This is a genomic window from Microbispora hainanensis (assembly GCF_006874475.1).
In the GTDB taxonomy this organism is placed as follows: domain Bacteria; phylum Actinomycetota; class Actinomycetes; order Streptosporangiales; family Streptosporangiaceae; genus Microbispora; species Microbispora hainanensis.
On record NZ_VIRM01000004.1, the window covers coordinates 193,058 to 211,445 of the forward strand.

The window sequence follows — 18,388 nt, forward strand, 5'->3', positions numbered from 1 at the left end:
CTGTTTCGACCGGCCCGACGTACGGCAAGGTGTGGCACAGCTACGTCAAAGGGGTGTGGCGCTGCACGAAGCCGCAGGTCAAACCCACAAACTAGCGGTATGGGGGAGAAGTGGGCCGGGCTCGCCGCGCGCCGGGATGCGGCGGCTGACGTGCTGCTCGCCGTCGCGGTGCTCGCCTTCGGGCTGCCGCCGGTGTTGTTCGGCCGTGCCTTCACGGACCTGCCGTTCCTCGCCGTGCCGTGGTGGGCGCAGGTCACCGCCGTGTGCGCGGCGGCCCTGTCCATGCTGGTGCGGCGCAGCGTGGCCTGGCCGATGATCGGGGCCACGGTCGCCTGCGCCCTGCTCGCCGGTGAGACCATCCCGCTGATGCTGGCGGCGTACTCGATGACGGCGCACAACACGGTGCGCCGATGGCCGTGGGTGGCCGCCGCGCTCGCCGGGATCTACATGCTGGCCGACTGGGCCAGCCCCTACACCGACCGGCTGCCCGTCGCCGTCGCGGTGCGGGCGATCACGCTGATCTTCCTGCCAGCGCTGGTGGGCACCTGGGTGTGGCGCTACCGCACGATGATCCGGGAGCTGCGCGCGGGCGTGCGGGCGCGCGAGGAGCGCGCCGCCGCCCAGGAACGCCGCCGCATCGCCGGTGAGCTGCACGACACGGTGACGCACGCGGTGACCGTGATGGTGCTGAACGCCGGTCTCATCCAGGACACCGACGAACTGGAGGAGATCCGCAAGCTGGCCAGGAACATCGAGGACAAGGGCGTGCGGGCGCTGACCGAGCTGCGCGAGCTGCTCACGGCGCTGCGGCGCAGGGACCTGCCGCCCTCGGCGGAGAGCGTCGAGGGGATACCCCGCCTGGTCGAGGAGTGCAGGGCCACCGGCCTGCGCGTCGCCCTGCACTACGACGTGCCGGAGGAGACGCTGTCGCGGCAGACGGGCCACGCCTGCTACCGCGTCGTCCAGGAGGGCCTCAACAACGTGCGCAAACACGCGCCCGGGGCCGACGTGCACGTGGTCTGCGAGGCCCACGGCGGCGTGCTGAACGTGTCGGTCGTCAACAGCGGCAAGGGCCGGGCGGTGCCGGTCCGGGTGCCGGCCGACGCCGGGGGCGGCTACGGGCTGCCGGGCCTGCGTGAGCGGGTCGCCCAGCTGGGCGGGCGGCTCACGTACGGCCCGACCCGCGAGGGTGGGTTCGCGCTCACCGCCACCATCCCCTTCCACCCGCCCGAGCCGTGCGAGGCCTGACCCGTACGCGTCACAGGCCGAGGTCTTCGATCTCCTTGAGCAGGGCCGCCCTGGAGCCGGGCGGGGCGGGCGTGCCGGTGGACCCGCTCCCGGTCGTGCCCGTGCCCGTGCCCGCGCTGGTGCCCTTGGCCCGCCGGTCGCGGAACAGGTAGCCGCCGAGGATGCCGCCCGCGAAGCCGAAGACGTGGGCCTGCCAGCCGATGCCTTCGGCCGGCAGCAGCCCGGCGAACTGGTAGGCGAAGCACAGGCCCATGACCAGGCCGATGACGATGTCGATCAGGTGCCGGTCGAAGGCTCCGCGCACGAGCACGTACCCGAAGTAGCCGAACACCAGCCCGCTCGCGCCCGCGCCGACCGTGGAGGAGTCGGCGGTGAACCACGAGCCGAGCCCGCTGGCGACGGCGATCAGCGCGGTCACGCCGAGGAAGCGCCGCACGCCCCGGTAGGCCGCGAGGAACCCGAAGATGAACAGCGGCCCGGAGTTGCCCTCGATGTGCTCCCAGCTCCAGTGGAGGAGCGGCGCGGACACGATCCCGGGCAGCCGCCCGAGGTCCCATGGCCTGATTCCGTAGCTGTAGCTGAGCGAGTAGGCCGAGGCCCAGTTGGCCACCTGCACGACCCAGATCAGCGCCAGGAAGCCGACCATGACCCAGAAGGCCTTCCTGGCCTCGGCGATCATGATTTCGGCGGTGCGGCCGTCGCTCACGGAACCTCCCCCGTCACTGAGGATCACGCGGGAAAGATACCGCCGACGGCCGCACGAGTCACTGGGTTCGCGGGGCAGGCAGGAGAGTGTGGCGGGCCGCCCAGAGGGTGCGGCTGCCCCGCACGGTCAGCGGCGTGCGGGCGACGGGGCGAGCCGGGAGCCGGGCGGTTCCTGACCGCCGGCCGCCCGGCCCGCCCCCGCCGGCTACACGCGTTCGATGACGACGATCGGGATCTCCCGGTCGGTCTTGGTGACGTACTCGTCGTACGCGGGCCAGGTGGCGGTCATCGTCCGCCACATGTCCGGGCGTTCCTCGGGGGTCGCCGTACGGGCGTGCGCCTTGAACCTGTCCCCCTTGATCTGGAACTCCACCTCGGGCTCGGCCTGGAGGTTGCGATACCAGAGCGGGTGCTCGGGGGCCCCGCCCTTGGAGGCCACCACCAGATAGGCGTCGCCGTACGGCTGATAGATCAAAGGAGTGCTACGAGGCAGGCCCGACTTGCGGCCCTTGGTGGTGAGGATGGCCACCGTGGTGCCCTGCCAGTCGTGGCCTTCCTCGCCGTCGGTCTCGATGTAACGCTTGACGTGTTCCTGTCCGAAGAGCATGTCGATCACCTTCCCATCAGAGCGGGATCAACTACCCGAGGCGTCGGCCAATTCCAGGGCGACCTGCAGCCCCGCCGCGGTCCGCTCCTCCTCGGTGGAGGATTCGTCGCGGATGAAGAACCAGGCCGCGTGCATCGCGAACAGCGCCATCGAGCGCCGCAGCCGGACCGGCAGCGGGTCGTCCGGGCCGCACAGCGCCCGCATCAGCTCGCCCATGCGCTCGCGCATCAGGTCGACCTGGGCGTGGCCCTGCAGCGCCGTCTTGTTGCGGTCCATGAACTGCATGATCTCGTGGTGGCGTCCGTCGGTCATCTGCGCCGAGTAGCGGCGGATGAGCTCCCCCCGGATCTCCGGGGTGCGGGGGTGCCCGTTCGCCCATGCGATCAGCTCGTCCAGCGCCTTGACGCGGTCTTCGATCAGGCTGGCGACGATGTCTTCCTTGGTGCGGAAGTGGTAGTAGAGTGCCGCTTTGGTCACGCCGAGGGCCTCGGCTATCTCCCGGAGCGACGTCGCCTCGTACCCCTGCTCGGTGAAGAGCCTGATCGCGACCTCCTGGATGCGGCTGCGCGTATCGGTTTGAGCACCCATTCCCACGGTTCCTAATTAACTTGACGGCCGGCAAGTAAGGACAATACCGTGCCTCGGGCACTAGCCTGTCGGCAAGTAAGTAATTTTCTCCAAAGGGGGCACCCATGACTACGGAGACCGCGGCCGCGCCCGGCCGGTCCCGGGAAGTGATGATCGTTTTACCTGGTCTGATGCTGGCGATGATGCTGGCGATGCTGGACAACATGATCGTCGGTACGGCGATGCCGAGGATCGTCGGGGAACTCAACGGCCTGGACTACTTCACCTGGGTCACCACGGCGTACGTGCTCGGCACCACGGTCTCCACGCCGATCTGGGGCAAGCTCGGCGACCTCTACGGGCGCAAGAACATCTTCCTGAGCTCGATCGTCATCTTCCTGGTCGGTTCCGCGCTCTGCGGCATGGCGGGCTCGTCGCTGTTCGGCGGCACCGGCGACGGCATGATCGAGCTGATCGCCTTCCGGGCGCTGCAGGGCCTCGGCGCCGGCGGGCTCATCGTCGGCGTGATGTCGATCATCGGGGACCTGGTCCCGCCCCGTGAGCGGGGTCAATACCAGGGCATCATGGCGGCGATCATGTCGCTGGCCATGATCGCGGGGCCTCTCGTCGGCGGTTTCATCACCGACAACCTCAACTGGCGCTGGGCGTTCTACGTGAACCTCCCGCTCGGCGGCGTGGCGCTGCTCTGGCTGGTCCTCAAGCTGCACCTGCCCCGGCACCGCACCGAGCACCGCATCGACTGGCTCGGCGCGGCGGTCCTCACCGTGGCGATCACGGCGATCGTGCTGATCACCTCGTGGGGCGGTCAGGAGCACGGATACCCCTGGGGCTCCTGGCAGATCCTGGGGCTGGCCGCGCTGGCGGTCGTCGCGCTGGCGGTGTTCGTCCCGATCGAGCGCAAGGCGGCGGAGCCGATCCTGCCGCTGCACGTGTTCGCCAACCGGAACTTCACGCTGATCAACCTGCTCGGCTTCCTGCTCGGTTTCGCGATGTTCGGCGCGATCACCTTCCTGCCGATGTTCCAGCAGATCGTGCAGGGCTCGACGGCCACCAACTCCGGGCTTCTCCTGCTGCCGATGATGGCCTCGTCCATGGTCGTGTCGCTGTTCGTCGGCCGGGCGATCACCAAGACGGGCAAGTACAAGAGCTACCCGGTGATCGGTGGCGTGATCATGGCCATCGCGATGTGGCTGCTGTCGACGCAGGACGTCCACACCCCCGCCTGGCGGACCGGCGTCTACATCGCCGTCCTCGGCCTCGGCATGGGCTTCCTGATGCAGACGACCATGCTGATCGCGCAGAACAGCGTCGAGCAGAAGGACATCGGCGTCGCCAGCAGCGCCTCGACGTTCTTCCGCTCCATCGGCGGTTCGTTCGGCATCTCGCTGTTCGGCGCCATCTTCAACAGCCGGCTGGTCGACGAGATCACCGCCAAGCTCGGCCCGAAGGGCGCCGCCCTGGCGGGCTCCGGCAGCGGGACCGTCGACCACAAGGTGCTCGACGCTCTCCCGCCGACGATCAAGGCGGGCTTCCTGGAGGCGCTCGCCAACACGATCGGAACGGTCTTCCTGTGGTCGGTCGTGTTCGCCGCTGTCGTCCCGGTGATGGCGGCCTTCATCAAGCACGTTCCGCTGCGCAGCGGCGCTCCCGGCGCCGCCCCCGGCGAGAAGGCGGAGCCGATGGCGGCCGCCGCCTTCGAGTGACCCGATCCGGATGACCTGATCCGGTGGCCTGATCCGGAGCCGATACGGCGCACGTCCCCGCGCGGACGTGCGCCGTATCGCGTTCTGCGGGCGGATCAGGCGGGCCGCTCGGCCCGGTCGCCCGACCAGTCGGTGTGGAAGGAACCCTCCCGGTCGACCCTCCGGTAGGTGTGCGCGCCGAAGAAGTCGCGCAGCCCCTGCAGCAGCGCGGCGGGGAGCCGGTCGCGGCGCAGCCCGTCATAGTAGGCCAGCGCCGAGGAGAAGCCCGGCGTGGGCACCCCGATCGTCGCCGCCGTCGCCACGACCCGTCGCCACGACTCCTGGGCCTCGTCCAGGGCCTGGGCGAACGTCGGGTCCACCAGCAGCGTCGGCAGATTCGGGTCCGCATCGTACGCCGCCCGGATCCGGTCGAGGAAGCGCGCCCGGATGATGCAGCCGCCGCGCCAGATCGTGGCCATCGCGCCCAGGTTCAGGTCCCAGCCATACTCCGCGCTCGCGGCGGCCATCTGGTCGAACCCCTGGGCGTACGCCACGATCTTGGAGGCGTACAGCGCCCGCCGCACGTCCTCGACGAGGCCGGAGTCGCCGGCCGTCCCCGAGGGGCCGGTGAGCGAACGGGCGGCGGCCCGCTGCTCGGGGTGGCCCGACAGGGCCCGGGCGAACACCGCCTCGGCGATGCCGGTGACCGGGACGCCGAGGTCGAGCGCGCTCTGCACGGTCCAGCGGCCGGTGCCCTTCTGCTCGGCCTGGTCCTGCACGACGTCCACGAACGGCTTGCCCGTGGCGGCGTCGGTGTGGCCGAGCACCTCGGCGGTGATCTCGATCAGGTACGACTCCAGGTCGCCCCGGTTCCACTCGCGGAAGACGTCGGACAGCTCCTTCGGGGTGAGCCCGAGAGCCTGCCGGAGCAGGTCGTACGACTCCGCGATGAGCTGCATGTCGGCATACTCGATGCCGTTGTGCACCATCTTGACGAAGTGGCCCGCGCCGTCGGGGCCCACGTGCACGCAGCACGGCACCCCGTCGACCTTCGCCGCGATGTCCTCGAGCAGGGGGCCGAGGGTCTCGTACGCCGCGGCGTCGCCGCCGGGCATGATGCTCGGGCCGTTGAGCGCGCCCTCCTCGCCGCCCGAGATGCCGGTGCCGACGAAGTGGATGCCCCGCTCGCGCAGCGCGGCCTCCCGGCGGCGGGTGTCCAGATAGTGGGCGTTGCCGCCGTCGATGATCATGTCACCCGGCTCCATGACGGCGGCGAGCTCCTCGATCACGGCGTCGGTGGGCGCCCCGGCCTTGACCATGATGATCGCCTTGCGAGGCCGTTCGAGGGAGGCCACGAACTCCTCGATCGTGCCCGCCGGCAGGAACGCGCCCTCGTCGCGGTGCTCCTCCATGAACCGGGTCGTACGGCTCTCCGTGCGGTTGTGCACCGCGACCACGTAACCGTGGTGGGCGAAGTTCCGGGCGAGGTTGCGGCCCATGGTCGCCAGGCCCGTCACTCCGATGTCTGCCTTGTCCATGTCTACAGTCATACCGCTCCCCGGGGTGTGGGCGACCGGCGCGGGTGGGTGTGTCCCGGGCCGGTCCGCCGCGGGTGACCGCTCGGTGGTCGATCTGTGCCGATTCGTGGCCGCTCAGTGGATGCTTAGTGGCCGGTCAGTGGATGCTCAGTAGCCGTAGCCGCCGGACGGATGGGAGTGTGACGGCGCCGGTCTGGCCGAGGTCGTGGGCGCCGGCCTGGACGTCGGCCTGGGCGAGGCGGCGCCCGCGGCCGGGCGGATCAGGCCGAGCAACCCGTGCCGCGCCCCCGAGATGCCGGCCGAGAACCACACGGCGTCGGCGCCGCCGTTGGCCGCCGTGCCGGGTTCGAGATCCCACAGCCCCTCGACCGCGATCGCCCTGCCGTCCGCCCCGCGCAGCGGGCCGAGGTAGCGGCCGGTCCTCGGGTTGTACGCGTTGATCCATCCGTCGCCGAAGTTGCCCACCAGCAGCGCACCGGCGTACGCGCCGAACCCGGCGGGGGCGAGCGTCAGCGCCCACGGCGCGTTCAGCGGGCCGCGGGAGGCGAGACGCCGCACGAAGCGGCCGCTCGCGGTGAACTGGCTGACGAACCCGTTGCCCCGGCCCGCCACCGGCCTGCCGGTCGCGGGGTCCCGCTTGGCGTACGCGACGACGACCGAGGTCCCGGCGATCTCGACGTTGAAGGGGGAGTAGTGCGCGGGGAGGAACGGGTCGCGGAACGCGCGGCGCGACAGCCGCACCCGCCGGAAGTCGTCGTCGAATACGTGGAGGGCGCCGTGGGAGAAGGAGGGCGCGAGCAGAAAAGTGCCCCGGTCGGTGTTCATCAGCGCCAGACCCTTGTAGTCGGCGCCGCGCGTGAACGCGGCGATGACCGCGCTGCGCGGATCGGCCTTGGCGCTCCAGGCGGTGATGGCGCCGCTGGGGCTGGAGAAGATGAACGAGGCGGGCGCGGTGCCGGCCTTTCCCTTGATCGTGAAGGCGTCGCCCGTGTACGCCACCTGGCCGGTCGGGGTGCCGCCGGGGATCGCCACCGTGGTGGGGGCCTTCCTGGCCGTACCCGCGCCTCCCGTGTAGACGGTCGCGGTGCCGGTCCCCGCGTTGGACACCCAGAGGGTGGCGCCCATCGCGAGGCCCCAGGGGTTGACCAGTTCGGGGTCGGTGAGCGCCGCCCTGCCCGCCACGTCGGAGACCAGGTCGACCCGGGCGAACCGGGCGGGGGTGCGCGCCGTGCTCCCGGACCGGTTCGCCGCGGTGTGGACCTGGTGGCCGGAGCCCTGCCCGGAGCGGGAGGCGTGGGGGGCCTGGGGGGCGTGGGACGCGTGGAGGGACGAAGCGGGGTGGGCCGGTGCCGCTCCGGCCAGCGCCAGCGCGAGCGGCGCGGCGCAGAGCGTGACGATACGTGCCCGCATGGGGCCTCCTGAGAGTGGTCAGAACTGTGTCGGCATGCCCTTACGCCCGGAGATACGCCGCCGTCCCGTTCCGGGTTCACCCGACTTTTCCGCAGGTAGCGGGCGCGGGCAGTGGCAGGTTTGCCCTATCCTGACAAAACCCGCAAAGCAAGCGGGTTTTGTATAGACATGGTCGTCCGATGGCGAGGACACTTGGCCTCGCGCCAGCCCGCTGGTAATTCACTACAGCCAAGAAGGGCCGGTGCCGAGCCGGCCCCGTCCACCGTCGTCGCTCAGTACGGAGAAGAGACGTGTTCGCACCGAAGCCGGAACGGTCAGTCGTCGCGGTTCCTCCGCCCGGAGACGGGCCCGGATTCTGGGCGGGTGCGCCCAGTGCCGTGGCCAGGGACGGATGGATTTACCTGGCCTACCGGCTGCGCCGGCCGCTCGGTGATGGGCGGGGGTACGCCGTGGAGATCGCCCGCTCGGCCGACGGGGAGCGGTTCGAGAAGATCCTCACCATCACCAAAGACGAGATGAAGACCGAGTCGCTGGAGCGCCCGACCCTCGTGGTGACGCCGGAGGGCAGGTGGCGCCTTTACCTGAGCTGCGCCACGTACGGCACCAAGCACTGGCGGGTCGAGATGATCGAGGCCGCCGGGCCCGCGGAGTTCGACCCCGCCGACGCGCGGGTGGTGCTGCCCGGCGACCTCAAGACCGGTGTGAAGGACCCCGTGATCCTCCACCACGGCGGCGTGTGGCACCTGTGGGCGTCCTGCCACCCCCTGGAGGACCCCGACGAGGCCGACCAGATGGTGACCGAGTACGCCACCAGCACCGACGGCGTCGAGTGGACCTGGCAGGGGACCGCGCTCGACCGGCGGCCCGGCGAGTGGGACTCGCGCGGCGTGCGGGTGAGCGCGGTCACGTTCAGCGGCGGGACCGTCATCGCCTACTACGACGGCCGCGCGTCGGCGGAGGAGAACTACGAGGAGCGCACCGGCGTGGCCATCGGCCCCGACCCGTCCACGCTCACCGCCACCGGAACCGCCCCCGTCGCCCAGTCGGAGCACGCCGGGGGAGGACTGCGCTATCTGTCGATCGTGCCCGTGGCGGGGGGCCACCGCCTCTACTACGAGCTGACCCGCGTCGACGGGGCCCACGAGCTGCGCACCGAGCTGCACTGATCGCTCCGGCGGGCGGTTACGGCGCCCGGGGCCCCGGGCGGGGGTCACGCCCCCATGGGATCGCCTCCAGGCGGGCCGTTCATGCCCTGTGGCCGGACGGCCGGATCGGGGGTGTTCCTGACGCGGCCGTTGCGAGCCTGCCGCTGGCCGGAGGGGCGGGCTCCGACCAGGCCGCCCGAGCGCTCCCGGGGGCGCAGCCAGTCGCCGAAGTCGTCCCCGGAGTCGTCCCCGGAGTCGTCGCCGGAGTCGTCGCCGGAGTCGCGGCCGAGCACGTCGCGCAGCAGCGCGATGTCGGCGGCGAAATAGGCGAGCAGTTCCTGGCGCTGCGCCCAGGTGAGCGGCCGCCGGGGCTGGCCGTCGCGCTGCAGCACCCGTTCCAGCGGCGCGGTGAGCCGCTGGCCCAGCACCGGATCGCCGAACCGGGCGAGCCGGGCCAGGAGGCGGTGCCTGCGGTTGTGCCGCGGATGGGCCGTGACGTTCTCCCTGGGCACCTCGCCGACCAGCCCCTGCTCCACCCCGAGGAACGCGCAGATGCGATCGAGGGTGGCGGCGGGGCGGTCCACCAGGTCTCGATAGCGGAAGACCAGCACCTGCTCGCGGGGGAACAGCGTGAACAGGTGCGCGAGCTGCTCGCCGTACCGGCCGAGGCCGACGTAGTGCCAGAACGGCGACCAGCCGTCGGCGATCCGCCGTTTCTCGGCCGCGCACGCCTCGATGACGTCGCCGATCGGCTCCAGCCCGGCCGACCACAGGTGGGTCCAGTTCGAGTGGGCGCGCTCCACTGGGTCGCGCAGCGAGACGATGAGTTTCGCGTGCGGGACCGCCTCCTTGATCCGCCGCTGGGCCGCCCGGTCGTAGAGGTAGAAGGGGGTGGACTCGCCGCGCAGCGCCTGCGGCGGCGCGTCCGCGAACAGCGCCTCGTAGTCGGCGCGCCGCCACACGTGCTCGCGGTAGGTCTCCGCGTCCCCCGGCCCACCCTTCAGCGGAGGCGGGCCGTCGGTGAGGAAGAACTTCGGCTCCTTGACGGGAGACATGAACAGCCGGGGATGGCGGGCCAGTGCCGTGTGCAGGGCGGTGGTGCCGGCCTTCGGCACCCCGATGACCAGGAAGTCGGGCAGGGCCATGGGAGTCCTCCTACTTTCCCGATTGATTAGATTGGTTTTGCCCCTTCCTTGCCCGGAAAAATCACCCGACGTCGGTGTAGTACCACCCGAAACGGGTGGCAATGCCGTATCGCAGCCCCTATCTGGACGCATGGCTCCCCGCCCGGTACGCAGGGCCGCGACCGGGAAGCGGCGGGACGTGGTGGGACGTGGTGGGACGTGGTGGGACGCGGTGGGACGTGGTGGGACGCGGTGGGGACCGGGTCAGCCGGAGGTCGCGCCGCGCGCCGCGACGGCCGGTCGCACCCACACGGCCGGTCGGCGACGGGTGAGCGCGGCGGCGTGCCGCTCGCCGTCGGACCAGACCTCGAACCACACCTCGTTGCGGCCGGCCTCGCGGACCAGCCCCCACCGGTCGGCCAGCAGGTCCAGCAGCGGCAGGCCCCGGCCGCCCTGGCTCGACCCGTTGGGGAGCGGATGGCCGGCGCACGGCGGCGCGGCCGACCCGTCGTCCTCCACACAGATCCGCACGCGGTCGGGCAGGCGCGAGACGGTGACGGTGAAGGTGCCGCCGTCCCCCGATCGCGAGTGGACGACCGCGTTCGTCGCGATCTCGCTGGTCAGCAGCACGCAGTCGTCATGCCGGGGATGTCCGCGCCCGAGCGCGGCGGACACGAGCCTGCGTGCCCGCCCCACCTGGTCCCGCCCACCCGCGAGCCGGGCCACGCGGTTCCCCGCGCCGTCCCCCGAGATCTCCATGAGCTCCTCCCAACGCGTGACCATGTGGCCGCCGCAGGAGAGGACGTCCGCGCCCGCGCCCGCGATGTCACGGGAAAGTAGGAGTGTCCTTGCCCCGCTATGCCGGAAAAGCACCCCGCCCTCTCGACATGTGCGGGGCGAACGGCTCGGTGGGGCGGGCTGTGTGGCGCAGGGCGGCGACAGCTACCGGAGGCCCCTACTTCAGGGCGGTCACGTAGTCGTACGCGGGGGTCGTGACCACGCTGGTGTTCGCCCAATCCTGCGTGGGTGCGCTGGAGGTGACGACGTGCTTGCGGGTGCCGTTGATGAAGCCGGCGAACGGCTGAAAGTCCGATGTGGGCCAATATCCGGCCCAGTAGTCGTAGGTCCCGCGTCCCAGCAGGACGTCGTCCTGAGTCGCGATGACCCGGCCGAGGTAGGCGACCAGCTGGGGGCCGTCGTCGGCGAGCCAGTCGCCGTCCTCGTAGGCGACGCCGTCGAGCGACATCAGGTGATAGAGCACGACCTTGCGCATGGGGTTCTCCTCGTGGCCGGTCCAGTGGTCGATCGCGTAGGCGGCGGAGACGGTGCCGCACTGGTCGTGCCGCCGGCCCGGTGACGGACGGCGCCCTCCGGTCGTCGCGGGCTCCATGATCGCCTGATTGCGGGCCCCGCGATACGTTTTGCGGAAACCGCACACAATCTGATCTTGATCAGGTTCGCGTGGCGGGACGGGTCACCGTACGCGAGGTGTCTCGGAGGCGGTCGCCGTGCGATCACCTCCGGCGGGGGAAAGCGACGGGGCGGCGGGACCGGTTCGTCCGGTCCCGCCGCCCCGCTTCCGTCGGGAGCCGCGCGGCGCTCTCTCTGTCAGGAGCCGCGCGTGGCTCTCCGCGTGAGAGTCCGGGTCAGGGTCCGCGTCAGGGCCTGCATCAGGAGTCGTGCGCCGCCGACCCCGGGGCGGAGCCGTTCACGACGAGCACGCGCTCGCGCTCGGGCACCTCGATGGCCGGGAACGTTCCGGTGTCGACGATCCCGTGCTCCCGGAACGCCGCCTCGATCAGCGCGTACGCCTGTGGTTCGAGCTTCCACAGCGCCCGCCACTCCTTCGCCACCATGAGGGGGATGCCCACCTCCTGCGCGATGTCGGCGGCCCGGGGGACGTACTTGCGGGCGATCTGCTGGTCCCAATACTGCCGGGCGGCCCGGAGCTGGGCCGCGCGCTGGGCGGTGTCGACGACGGGCGGCGCCGGCTCGGCCGGGATGTCCTCTTCCTCGTCGTCGATCAGCTCGGCGATGGTGGGGGCGGGCAGCGCCGGGGGAACGGGCTGCTCGGGCTCGGGCGCCCAGGGGACCGGCGGAGCGAGGTCGATCAGCGCGGAGGTGTTGTAGAGCGCGCCGATCTGGGACAGCAGGGCCTCCTGCCGCTTCTCGTCCACGGCCAGGCCGGTGTATTCCACGGCCTGGTCCATCGCCTTGTCGAGCTTGGCCATCGCGACGCGCAGCTTGCGGCCGGACGCCCCGGCCTCGCGCAGCGCACGGACCCGCTTGGCCGCCAGCGCCACCCTGGTCAGCCTGCGGTGGGCGTCCACCTCGCTCGCCGTGCGGTCGCTCGCCTCGGCCAGGCCGACCCTGACCAGAATGCGCTCCGGGGTGAGCCGCCAGTTGATGCGGCCCCGGCCGGTGATGCGGACCCGTTCGATGGCCATGCCGCGCTCCCACAGCCAGGCGGCGACGAGCGGGGCGGCGAGACGGAAGACGGCCTCGGCGACGCTGCGGGCGTCCATGCTCGACAGGACGGCCGACAGGCACGTCAGCACCCACACGGCAAGGCCGTCGATGCCGGCCGAGTAGTTCTCCCGCATGTTGCGGCGCGCTCGTACGGCGCTGGTGATGACGGCGACCTCGATGAAGGCGAACAGCAGGAGCCGCAGCGGCCCGTCGAATCCGAGGACGTCGCCGGAGAAGCGCCACATGCCCTGGGCGGAGACGCCCGTGGCGATGCTGGCGGCGACGATCGTGAGAACGTCCTCGGTGGGCCGGCCGGCCGCCCAGCGGCGGAACAGACGGATCAGGGCGCGCAGGGCGAAGAAGGCAAGGACCAGTAAGACCAGGGCGATGACGCTGATGATGATCGTTTCGACCGGATTGGCCGATACGAAGGCGGTGATTTGGTCAATGGGGGGCATCAGTCACGGTCTCTCGACGTCCGATGGTTTTCCTCGAGATCATTCCAGAATCGCGCCGCCCTTTGGTGCCAAACACGGCTCTCCGTGAACACGCCGTCGCCGCGGGTTCAACGGGAGTGTGGCCGCGGCGGGACATTGACCGGCCGGTGACCGCTACGTACCGGCGAGCAGCCGCAACCTGCGGGCGCCGAGCCTGCCCAGGATGGTCGGCGGCACGAGCCTGGACGACGACCCGGCGGCTCTGATCAACCAGGACGCGCCCGAGCACACCCGCTATCGGCGCATCATGCAGAGCACGTTCACTCCCCGGCAGATCGAGCGCTGGCGGCCCCGCGCGGTGGCCATCGCCGCGGAGTTGCTCGACGCGGCGGGGGAGGAGTTCGACGTGGTCGCCGACTTCGCCTTGCCGCTGCCCGCCCGGGTGATCTGCGAGGTGCTCGGCGTGCCGATGGACCGGTTCGAGCAGTTCCGCGGCTGGACGGAGATGTTCCTGTCCACCTCCGAGGCGAGCGCGGAAGCCAGGGCGGAGGGGTTCACCGCGTTCATGGCGTACGCGCGGGACCTGGTCGCGGAGCACCGGACCAGGCCGGGCGACGACCTCATCGACCTGCTCATCTCGGCGCGCGACGGGCAGGACGCGCTGAGCGAGGACGAGCTGACCCACATGGTCTTCACACTGATCATGGCGGGGCACGAGACGACCGCCTCGATGATCATCCGGGGCGCGTTCCGCCTGCTGTGTCACCCCGGGCAGTACGCGGAGCTGACCGTGCGCCCCGAGCTGCTGGAGGCCGCAGTGGAGGAGATCCTGCGGCATGAGGGTCCGGGAGGCAACGGTCTGCTCCGGCTCGTGACGGAGGACGTCGAGCTGTCCGGCGGCACCGTGCCGGCGGGGACCGTCGTGCTGCCCAACCCGGCGGCGGCCAACCACGATCCCTCGGTTTTCGACGACCCGTGGCGTTTCGACATCCGGAGATTCGCGGAGTCCACGCCCGATCCGCACCTGGCGTTCGGCCACGGCCCCCACTACTGCCTTGGGGCGAACCTGGCCAGGATGGAGCTGCAGGAGGCGTTCCGCGCCCTGGTCACGCGGCTGCCGCGGCTGCGCCCGCAGGAGGATCTTCCGGGCGTGCGGTGGACCGACGACGGCTTGATCCACCGGCCGCGCCGGCTGCTGGTCAAGGCCGGCTGAACCGCGCCGCACCCGGCCCGTCCGAAGCCCGTCCGAAGCCCGGCCGGTCCGGCGTCCGTCAGATGTCGAGGTTGAGGCGGGCGATGGGCTCCACGAGCTCCTCCTCCTCGTAGCGCAGGTGCGACAGCAGTACGTCGGACAGCAGCTCGACCTGGTCGCGTACGCCGTCGAGCCGGTCCGGGTCCTCGATCATCGCGACGAGGGCGGCGTCCAGCCGGGTCAGCACCCCGGCGATGACCTCGTGCTCCTCCTCAAGCCGGGCCACGACCGGCGCCAGCGACTTCTGCGCCGCCGCCAGCATCGGGAACATGTGCTCGTCCTCGATGGTGTGGTGGGTGGTCAGCAGACGGCAGTACGACGCGCAGAACGTGCCGAGCGTCCAGTAGTTCTGCCGCATGGTGAGCTCGTTGATCATCGAGCGGAGCGCGGCGGCGTCGGAGCGTCCCGCGGCGACCTGCTCCAGGGCGTCCCTGATCTGGGTCAGCTCCCGGCGCAGGTGGTCGTGGATGAGCACGAGCCGCTGACCGTTCGCCTGCTGGCGCGGCGGCAGCGCGGCGATGTCCCGCTTGGGCAGCCGCGGCCGGGTGGCCTCGTCGAGCACCGCCCTCGTCTGCGTCCCCTCCGCCTGGGCCGCCTTCGCGATCCCGATCGGGCCCTCGGCGTCCGGCCGCGGCTCGCGGGCGCGCTCCCGCGCCACTGCGTCGCGTACGGCGGGGGCGACCTCCTCGGCGAAGACCTTGAGGTCCCTGTCGTCGTCCACGGCCAGCACGAACACGCTCATGCCGTGGCCGAGCGCGAGCTCGCTGAGCTGCTCGGCCCACACGGCCGGCGGGCCGTCCAGGAACCCCTCACCGGCGGCGCCGGAGAACCGGCCGGCGATGTTGTAGACGCGGCGGATCTCACCGGGGTCGCGCCCGGCCCGATCGGCCGCGGTGTCCACGATCTCGCTCATCGCGCCCAGCTCGCCGGGCGCGGCATAGCCGGAGGAGGGCACCCACCCGTCGCCGAGCCGCCCGGTCAGCTCCAGCATGCGCCGCTTGTACGCGCCGAGCCACAGCCCGATCGGATGCGGGGGGAACGGCCCCGGGCGGGCGCCCTCCAGCCGGTAGTGCCCGCCGTCGAGCCGTACGCCCTCGTCGCCCGGCGTCCACAGCGCGCGCAGGACCGTGATGGCCTCCTCCAGCGCGTCCACGGCCTCGCCGGGGCTGCGTCGGGGGCCGCCCATGGCGGCGATGCCGTCCCAGAACGCCCCGGAGCCGAGGCCCAGCTCGACCCGGCCTCCGCTCAGGATGTCGAGCGACGCGGCGGCCCTGGCGAGCACCGCCGGCGGGCGCAACGGCAGGTTCACCACGTCGGGGAACAGCCGCACCCGCTCGGTGCGCCCCGCGAGCGTGGACAGCAGCGTCCAGGTGTCGAGGAACGCCGGCTGGTAGGGGTGGTCCTGGATGCCGACGATGTCGAGCCCGATATCGTCGGCCAGCACGGCCTGCCGGACGATTCGGTGGTGCCCCGCCGCGTCGGGCGTGAGGAACGCCCCGAACCACAGCTCATGTCCAAAGTCGGCCATTAAATCGCTACCTTTCCGCGTCTCGGACCGGGAGCCTACCTTCGTGACAAGATCCGGCGATATGTCCCTCACCGCCCCCGGTGGCACCGTCCTGTCGGTCGTCATCGGCTCGCGCGCGTACGGGCTGGACACCGAGGAGTCGGACGTCGACAGGCGGGGGGTGTTCGTGACGCCCACCCCGATGTTCTGGTGGCTCGACAAGCCGCCCGACCACGTGGAGGGGCCGCTGCCCGAGCAGTTCTCGTGGGAGGTCGAGCGGTTCTGCGTACTCGCGCTGGAGGGCAACCCGGTCGTGCTGGAGTGTCTGTGGTCGCCGCTGGTGGAGCTGGTCACCCCGGTGGGCGAGCGGCTGCTTGCGCTGCGCCCGGCGTTCCTGTCCGCGAAGGCGCAGCGGGCGTTCGCGGGATCGGCCGAACGGCAGTTCCGCCGTCTTGGGCCGCATGACCCGCCCGGGCCGGGCGGCGACGGCAGGCGGTGGAAGATGGCGATGCACATGATCCGGCTGCTGCTGGGCGCCGTCCACCTGGCCCGTCAGGGGGAGCCGCTGATCGCGGTGGGGGCCCACCGCGACCGGCTGCTCGCCGTACGGCGGGGGGAGACGCCCTGGCCCGAGGTGCTGGCGTGGCGTGCGCGGCTGCTCGCCGAGCTGGACGAACCGGCCGGACGCGCGCTGCCCGTACGGCCCGACAGGGCGGCTGTCGAGGAGTTCCTGACCGAGGTGCGGAGGTCGGCCCTGTGACTCGTGGCGTCGCGCGGACGACTCCTGGCGTCGCGGAGGCCCGCTCCATGACCGTGATCGAAGGAGAGGCGCCGTGACCGCCGTCCTGCCGTCCTGGCTGCCGGAGGTGGCCGCGGGTGAGCGGCACCCGCTCGTGTTCGCCACCGTGAGCGGTGCCCATCTGTACGGGTTCCCCTCCGTGGACTCGGACGTGGACCTGCGGGGCGTGCACGTGCTGCCGGCCGAGGAGGTCGTCGGCCTGCGCACGGGTGAGGAGACCGTGACCCGCTCGTGGATCCGCGAGGGCGTGGAGGTCGACCTCGTGACCCACGACCTCGCCAAGTTCTGCCGGCTGCTGCTGGGCCGCAACGGCTACGTGCTGGAGCAGCTCCTGTCGCCGCTGGTCGTGACCACATCCCCGCTGCACGAGGAGATGCGGGCCCTCGCGCGGGGCTGCCTGACCCGGCACCACGCCCACCACTACCTGGGGTTCGCGCGCACGCAGCGGCGGCTGTTCGACCGTACGGGGGAGCTGAAGCCGCTGCTCTACGCGTTCCGGGTGCTGCTGACGGGCGTCCACCTCATGCGTACGGGCGAGCTCGTCGCCGATCTCACGCTTCTCGACGACGGGCCGCCGTACCTGCCCGGCCTGGTGGAGGCCAAGCGGGCGGCCGAGCACGGCGGGCTGACGGGCGGCGCGCCCGCCGCGGAACGGCTCGCGGCCGACCTCGACGCGCTCACCGCCCGCCTGGAGGAGGCCCGGGACGCCTCCGCGCTCCCGGACGCCCCCTCGGCCCACGACGCCCTGCACGACCTCGTCGTACGGACCCGGCTCGCCGGACGCCCATCGGGGGACTGAACGGTGAAACAGGACGCGGACACGCGAACAACGCGGGGTGCCGCCCCATACACGGGGGCCATCACGGATAATGGGCCAAGCCGCCATCATCCCAGGAGAACGCTTTGACCACTCAATTCGGCAAAGACAACCTCGACCTGGCCGCGAGCGCGGAGGCAGTCGCCGACAGCGCGCCCACCGGATCTCTGCGCCACGCCGCCGCCAAGTCCGTCGCGATCACCTTCGCCACCACCCGCGACGCCGCCCAGGCCCGCAGCACACTGAACGGCATCTCGCCCGACGACGTCCGGCAGGCCGCGCTGGAGCTCTTCGACGAGCTCTCCGCCCGGGCCGACTGATCGGCTCGCCGGCCGCGCCCCGCTACGGCGCGGGCGACCAGGCGATGACGGGCGGCCGGACGGCCGCGCACAGGGGACGCCCCTGCGCGTCGGTGAGCCCGAGCCGCCCGACCAGCGTGCCGGAGCCGATCGCGGCCTCGATGAGATCCGGTTCGAGCCGGTCGAGCATGAGCTTGGCCCGGCGGAACACCGTGAAGCCGCCGGCCGCGTCGAGCGTGCCCCAGCACAGGTAGACGAACCGGCCGCCCGGCCTGCCCTGGACGTACGGCCCGCGGATGTCCGCCGCGCCCTCGGCGGTCGCGGACACCGTGCAGTCGAGCGTCCACTGCGCCGTCGCGGCGTCACCCGGGTGGAGATCGAGGACCTCGCCAGGGCGGTCTCGCCGCTGCACGCCCACGTGGATGCCGGAGTATCCCGGGAACCCCGCGCCGGGCGGGCAGACGCGGCCGGGCAGATCGGTGGCCTCGATGCGAATGCGCATGCCGGCATCCTCACAGACGGCTCCGACAGAATCCGCCGTCCTCGCCGGACGAGGTCCGGCTCTTGATCGTGCCCTGCCGTTCGAACCGGGCCCTGACCGGTCGGCGAGGGGTGGCCGCAGCGCGAAGAAGGCCGGTCCCGTGGTCTCGGGTCCGGCCTTCGGATGGTGCTTGGTGGTGGGCGATACTGGGATTGAACCAGTGACCTCTTCCGTGTCAGGGAAGCGCTCTCCCGCTGAGCTAATCGCCCTTGGACGAACC

General features: G+C 71.6%; 18 protein-coding genes and 1 tRNA gene. 7 read left to right on the top strand and 12 right to left on the bottom strand.

The features are described from left to right. Positions 1-99 precede the first annotated feature (99 nt). Positions 100-1,248: a sensor histidine kinase gene (locus tag FLX08_RS05150; protein WP_142617019.1), complete on the top strand. Its 1,149-nt coding sequence runs from the start codon at positions 100-102 to the stop codon at positions 1,246-1,248. A 10-nt stretch (positions 1,249-1,258) separates the two neighbouring features. Here the strand turns inward: FLX08_RS05150 and FLX08_RS05155 are convergent, their stop codons facing one another. The 3 genes from FLX08_RS05155 to FLX08_RS05165 all read right to left on the bottom strand — a co-directional run bounded on the left by FLX08_RS05155 (position 1,259) and on the right by FLX08_RS05165 (position 3,148). Further along, positions 1,259-1,954, bottom strand: coding sequence for a rhomboid family intramembrane serine protease (locus tag FLX08_RS05155; RefSeq protein WP_208761268.1), 696 nt, complete (start codon positions 1,952-1,954; stop codon positions 1,259-1,261). 204 nt (positions 1,955-2,158) lie between these two features. Beyond that, positions 2,159-2,560 carry a nitroreductase family deazaflavin-dependent oxidoreductase gene (locus FLX08_RS05160; protein WP_142617020.1) on the bottom strand — a complete coding sequence of 134 codons (402 nt, stop codon included), beginning with the start codon at positions 2,558-2,560 and terminating at the stop codon, positions 2,159-2,161. A 27-nt stretch (positions 2,561-2,587) separates the two neighbouring features. After that, positions 2,588-3,148: a TetR/AcrR family transcriptional regulator gene (locus FLX08_RS05165; RefSeq protein ID WP_142617021.1), complete on the bottom strand. Its 561-nt coding sequence runs from the start codon at positions 3,146-3,148 to the stop codon at positions 2,588-2,590. A gap of 104 nt (positions 3,149-3,252) precedes the next feature. On the opposite strand from FLX08_RS05165, the gene FLX08_RS05170 reads away from it, so the two are divergent. Further along, complete coding sequence (locus FLX08_RS05170) at positions 3,253-4,851, top strand: MDR family MFS transporter (RefSeq protein ID WP_142617022.1); 1,599 nt, start codon at positions 3,253-3,255, stop codon at positions 4,849-4,851. A gap of 95 nt (positions 4,852-4,946) precedes the next feature. On the opposite strand, the gene gndA is transcribed toward FLX08_RS05170, so the two are convergent. Both gndA and FLX08_RS05180 read right to left on the bottom strand, forming a co-directional pair. Further along, on the bottom strand, positions 4,947-6,368 hold the full coding sequence (gene gndA / locus FLX08_RS05175; protein WP_142617023.1) for an NADP-dependent phosphogluconate dehydrogenase: 1,422 nt from the start codon (positions 6,366-6,368) through the stop codon (positions 4,947-4,949). 147 nt (positions 6,369-6,515) lie between these two features. Continuing rightward, entirely contained in the window at positions 6,516-7,778 is a 1,263-nt protein-coding gene (locus FLX08_RS05180; RefSeq protein ID WP_142617024.1) for a TIGR03118 family protein, read from the bottom strand. A 290-nt stretch (positions 7,779-8,068) separates the two neighbouring features. Between FLX08_RS05180 and FLX08_RS05185 the strand changes: the two genes are divergently transcribed. Further along, positions 8,069-8,944 (top strand): hypothetical protein, encoded by an 876-nt coding sequence (locus tag FLX08_RS05185; protein ID WP_142617025.1) that lies wholly within the window; start codon positions 8,069-8,071, stop codon positions 8,942-8,944. Positions 8,945-8,988: 44 nt separating this feature from the next. On the opposite strand, the gene FLX08_RS05190 is transcribed toward FLX08_RS05185, so the two are convergent. The 4 genes from FLX08_RS05190 to FLX08_RS05205 form a co-directional block, all read right to left on the bottom strand. Next, positions 8,989-10,068: a sulfotransferase family protein gene (locus tag FLX08_RS05190; RefSeq protein ID WP_142617026.1), complete on the bottom strand. Its 1,080-nt coding sequence runs from the start codon at positions 10,066-10,068 to the stop codon at positions 8,989-8,991. Positions 10,069-10,311: 243 nt separating this feature from the next. Beyond that, positions 10,312-10,830 (bottom strand): ATP-binding protein, encoded by a 519-nt coding sequence (locus tag FLX08_RS05195; protein ID WP_244312426.1) that lies wholly within the window; start codon positions 10,828-10,830, stop codon positions 10,312-10,314. 172 nt (positions 10,831-11,002) lie between these two features. Further along, on the bottom strand, positions 11,003-11,437 hold the full coding sequence (locus FLX08_RS05200) for a dihydrofolate reductase family protein (protein WP_142617027.1): 435 nt from the start codon (positions 11,435-11,437) through the stop codon (positions 11,003-11,005). 280 nt (positions 11,438-11,717) lie between these two features. Beyond that, complete coding sequence (locus FLX08_RS05205; RefSeq protein WP_142617028.1) at positions 11,718-12,974, bottom strand: hypothetical protein; 1,257 nt, start codon at positions 12,972-12,974, stop codon at positions 11,718-11,720. A gap of 202 nt (positions 12,975-13,176) precedes the next feature. Between FLX08_RS05205 and FLX08_RS05210 the strand changes: the two genes are divergently transcribed. After that, the gene (locus tag FLX08_RS05210) at positions 13,177-14,166 is read left to right on the top strand and encodes a cytochrome P450 (protein WP_142617029.1); all 990 of its coding nucleotides are present in this window, start codon (positions 13,177-13,179) and stop codon (positions 14,164-14,166) included. Positions 14,167-14,224: 58 nt separating this feature from the next. On the opposite strand, the gene FLX08_RS05215 is transcribed toward FLX08_RS05210, so the two are convergent. Beyond that, positions 14,225-15,733 (bottom strand): LLM class flavin-dependent oxidoreductase, encoded by a 1,509-nt coding sequence (locus FLX08_RS05215; RefSeq protein ID WP_142617030.1) that lies wholly within the window; start codon positions 15,731-15,733, stop codon positions 14,225-14,227. Between the two features lie 43 nt (positions 15,734-15,776). On the opposite strand from FLX08_RS05215, the gene FLX08_RS05220 reads away from it, so the two are divergent. The 3 genes from FLX08_RS05220 (at position 15,777) to FLX08_RS05230 (ending at position 17,648) form a co-directional block, all read left to right on the top strand. Then, a complete protein-coding gene (locus FLX08_RS05220) occupies positions 15,777-16,472 on the top strand; it encodes a nucleotidyltransferase domain-containing protein (RefSeq protein WP_244312427.1) in 696 nt (231 codons plus the stop codon). Between the two features lie 73 nt (positions 16,473-16,545). Beyond that, entirely contained in the window at positions 16,546-17,310 is a 765-nt protein-coding gene (locus FLX08_RS05225) for a nucleotidyltransferase domain-containing protein (RefSeq protein ID WP_142617031.1), read from the top strand. 104 nt (positions 17,311-17,414) lie between these two features. Further along, positions 17,415-17,648 carry a hypothetical protein gene (locus tag FLX08_RS05230; RefSeq protein WP_142617032.1) on the top strand — a complete coding sequence of 78 codons (234 nt, stop codon included), beginning with the start codon at positions 17,415-17,417 and terminating at the stop codon, positions 17,646-17,648. A 22-nt stretch (positions 17,649-17,670) separates the two neighbouring features. On the opposite strand, the gene FLX08_RS05235 is transcribed toward FLX08_RS05230, so the two are convergent. Both FLX08_RS05235 and FLX08_RS05240 read right to left on the bottom strand, forming a co-directional pair. Further along, entirely contained in the window at positions 17,671-18,129 is a 459-nt protein-coding gene (locus FLX08_RS05235) for a DUF5990 family protein (RefSeq protein ID WP_142617033.1), read from the bottom strand. 173 nt (positions 18,130-18,302) lie between these two features. Beyond that, positions 18,303-18,377: transfer RNA gene (locus FLX08_RS05240), tRNA-Val, on the bottom strand. Between the last annotated feature and the right edge of the window lie 11 nt (positions 18,378-18,388).